The sequence below is a fragment of the Tessaracoccus antarcticus genome (assembly GCF_003688855.1).
In the GTDB taxonomy this organism is placed as follows: domain Bacteria; phylum Actinomycetota; class Actinomycetes; order Propionibacteriales; family Propionibacteriaceae; genus Arachnia; species Arachnia antarctica.
On record NZ_REFW01000011.1, the window covers coordinates 1 to 3,806 of the forward strand.

General features: G+C 62.2%; 3 protein-coding genes. 2 read left to right on the forward strand and 1 reads right to left on the reverse strand.

Features of this window, described 5'->3' with window-relative positions; all coding sequences use genetic code 11:
* The coding region (locus EAX62_RS16495) for an NAD(P)-binding domain-containing protein (RefSeq protein ID WP_233558026.1) at nucleotides 1-398 on the reverse strand (398 nt) is incomplete at its 3' end.
* A 1,201-nt stretch (nucleotides 399-1,599) separates the two neighbouring features.
* Here EAX62_RS16495 and EAX62_RS16500 point away from each other — a divergent pair.
* Nucleotides 1,600-2,903 (forward strand): IS3 family transposase gene (locus EAX62_RS16500; RefSeq protein ID WP_407703347.1). Its coding sequence is split into 2 segments (ribosomal slippage): nucleotides 1,600-1,888 and nucleotides 1,888-2,903, totalling 1,305 coding nucleotides; the frame shifts between segments, so codons are not numbered across the junction.
* 127 nt (nucleotides 2,904-3,030) lie between these two features.
* Nucleotides 3,031-3,423 (forward strand): hypothetical protein, encoded by a 393-nt coding sequence (locus EAX62_RS16505; protein ID WP_147454163.1) that lies wholly within the window; start codon nucleotides 3,031-3,033, stop codon nucleotides 3,421-3,423.
* Nucleotides 3,424-3,806 lie beyond the last annotated feature (383 nt).

The following is a 3,806-nucleotide window of genomic DNA, read 5'->3' on the forward strand; positions in this document are numbered from 1 at the left end:
CCGGAGATCCCGGCGCCGACGAAGTGCAGGCCCACCTCACGCAGACGCTTCTCGCGGATCCGGGTGTCCTCGAAGTGGGCGTTGCCGCCATCGACGACGATGTCGCCTTCTTCCAGGAGGGGGATCAGGGAGTCGATGACTGCGTCGGTTCCGCGACCGGCCTTGACCATGCAGATGATGCGGCGTGGACGCTCCAGCGAGGCGACGAAGTCATCGAGTTCAACGGCCGGGCGGAAATCGCCTTCGTGGCCATGTTCCTCCATGACCGCATCGGTCTTGCTGGTGGTGCGGTTGTAGAGCGCCACACGGTAGCCGTTGCGCGCGAGGTTGCGCGCGAGGTTTGAACCCATCACGGCCATGCCGATGACGCCAACGTCTGCGAGGTCCTGAACTGTCATGGTCGTCTTCCAATCGTTCCTGTGGTCTCAGTCAAGCGTTCCTGAGGTCTCAGCCAAGCTACAGAAGAACACGATTCGCTCTGTCGCTGTTGCCACCTCTTGCCGTCGCTCGAATGTCATTGTGCATGGCCGGGCCAGGCGTCCCGGCACAACTCGCGGCGCGGACCCTTTACACGAAGATGGCATCGGGGGCACCTCGTCGTGTCCGTGACCCCCACGATTCTTCGGGCATCGACGTCTGGTTTCAGAGGGCAGAGCGATCGACCCGGACCGGCTTGAGGTGCTGATGGATTCCCATTCCCTGAGTCTGGCCGAGCGTGAGTAGATCGCCGATCTGTGCGGTTGCGGCGAGTCGGCCAGGAAGGTCGCGCAAAAACTTGGGCACAGCCAGGCAACGACCAGGGAAGGCATTTTCTGCGACAATGCCCTGTCACAATCCTCTACTCACAAAGCGGCTCTTCACAGATAACAGTGGGTCCCCGGCGTGTTGACTCATCGCGGTGTCGCTGTTCAGGTGGCGTGGCCGTGCCCGTAATCTGGTGTGGTGCCTCTGTTTCGTCGCGTCCCGGATCCAAGGACTCATATCCGGTCCACAGCGACCCCCAGACGGTCGGAAAACAGCCGCGACGCCGCAGTCGCTCCCCTGAACGAGGGGGGCCAGGCAACGCACGGCTTTCGGATCCTGACGTCGAATCAATGGATCTGGAACATCACCTTCACGGCGTCCTTGGTGGCCTCGGTGTACGGGCTGACAGTGGAACCGGGCTGGGAGTGGTTCCTTGTGATTCCCTTCTTCGCGTGGTGCGGTTGGTGCGCGGGTTTACCCGGCGTCGTAGTTGTGACCAAACGAGGCATCTGGCGTTGGACAGGATTCATCGGCTGGGAGCGTGTCATCGGAGTTGGATCGGTGAATCCGAGTCCACTTTACGGAGCGCGAAACTGGGTTCCGGTGTTGGCCGTGGTGTCGAAGAGGAATCCCGACGGGGTCTGGATCACGCTCAAGGAACTGCGGCGATCTGAGAGAACCAAGGATGAGCACCGGGGCATCGTGTCTGCACTATCTACGGGCGGCTCTGTGCCGCTGGTCGAGATACCGGCGCAACTTTCGCCATCGCTCTGGTGATCAGCACAGAGGCTCGGTGTCGTGGACTGAATCGCCCTGGCGTGTCCGGAGACTCGAATCCTTGGGAAGGATGGAGTCATGCCAGGCAACACGTCGAAAAGGTACCCCGCTGAGTTGAAGGCTCGGGCGGTGAGGATGTATCACGAGACCCGCTCCGACCATCAGACGGACTGGGCTGCGATGACGAAGGTATCCCAGCTGTTTGGCATCGGGACCGTCGAGACGCTGCGCAAGTGGGTCCGCCAAGCCGAGATCGATCAAGGCGACCGTGTCGGGGTCACCTCGCAGGAGTCGGCGCAGATCAAGCAACTCAAGCGCGACTACGCCGAGCTCCGGAGAGCGAACTCGATCCTGAAGGCCGCATCGGCTTTCTTTTCGGCCGAGCTCGACCGGCCCGGGCAGTGATCGTGGACTTCATCCGGGAACATGCCGATCATCGGGAATCCGATGGTCTGCGGTGGGGTGTCGAGCCGATCTGCGCAGTGCTCTGCGAGCATGGCGTCGAGATCGCCCCATCGACCTACTACGAGTGGCGAGACAAACTCCCCACCCACCGGCAACAGCGCGACGACGTACTGCTGACCGAGATTCGTCGCGTGCATACCGCCAACTACGGCGTCTACGGCGCCCGGAAAGTATGGCTGCAACTCAACCGGGAAGGTATCCCAGTGGCGCGCTGCACCGTCGAACGACTGATGGCCGCCGACGGGCTCGCCGGGGCGGTGCGGGGCAAGGTCAAACGCACCACCATCGCCGACCCGGCAGCGGCCCGCCCCGCTGACCTGGTGCGTCGCCGCTTCACCCCTGCGGCACCGAACCGCCTATGGGTGGCCGACATCACCTACGTCTCGACGTGGTCGGGATGGGTCTACGTCGCGTTCGTGATCGACGCCTACGCCCGCCGCGTCCTGGGGTGGCGCACCGGCACCACCATGAGCACCCAGCTCGTCCTCGACGCCCTCGAGCAGGCCGTGTGGACCAGGCAACGAGATGGCCGTGGAGAGTTCGCGGATCTGGTCCACCACAGCGACCGCGGCTCCCAATACACATCCATCAAGCTGTCGGAACGGCTCGCCGAGGCCGGGATCGCTGCCTCCGTCGGCGGGGTCGGGTCATCCTATGACAACGCCTTGGCCGAAACCATAAACGGGTTGTACAAGACGGAGTTGATCAAACCGCGAGGGCCGTGGCGCAACAACGACGACGTCGAGTACGCCACCGCTGAATGGGCCGACTGGTACAACTACCGCCGGCTCTACGAGTACTGCGGAGACATGCCACCCGCCGAACTCGAAGCCCTCTGCTGGAGGACCAGCCCCAAGCTGTGCGACCCGGTGGCTGTCGAGCACTTGACCACCTCACAGGCAACCTACAGCGCGTGAGCGCGAGGGACTCACGATGGGTGGGTATCTGCAGTAAGTCATGCCGAGTTTGGCCCCAGGTTTGATCTGGGTCTAGTTTCCTTGGACATGGCAAGGTAGGGCGCCGAGGAGAAGTGGGGAGGTGGGCATGCGACGGGGCAAGCGTCAGGCTGAGAAATCGGGATGGATCTCTGCGGCCTTGGTGACGGTGGTGAACGTCGTTGCCCTTCAGGATTCCTGGGCCGAGGCGTGGGATGATGCCCGCGAGGAAATCGACTCAGGGCTGGCGGCCTTAATGTGGTTGCTCATTTTTGGGGTATTTGGATGGCTGGTCGGAGCGGTGGCCGCTCTCATTTCGTTCTTGGGTATTGATCCACCCAACATCATGTTGTGGGTGGTCGTGGTGTCGGGATTGCTTGGATTGGGTGGACTGGTGGCACACGGCTTTGGCTACCTCTTCGGGGCGCCGGCGAGTTGGGTTGGCGACTTCACTAGCGTGCTCCTGGCCGGAATCGGGATCTTGGTGCTACAAACCCTTTGACAAAAGCCCATTCACCCGTCGGAGTAGGGCAACAATATCTGCCGCCGACGAAGCATGCCTTCAGCGGCCCTCGACCCCAGCAACTATGATCTCGTTCACAGGCAGCCAGCCATTGGACTGCCAAACACGTGAGTCTCCGGACACGCCGGGGCGATTCAGACGGAGCACGCGCGCCGCTGGGGCAAGTGTGGGGGTTTGTCTGCGACCAGAGTTTGGGTGGGTCAGCCTCACAGCAGGGAGTAGATCAGTGGTCTGATGAATCGCACTGGGTTTGCTGGAGACCCGGACTATTTGATTCCGGCCAGCTGGTTGCTGGTGGTTTCGTCAGCATAGATCGTGTTCTCGTGCTCGACAGGTGGGACGTCTCCGAGGTAGCCGTGGAG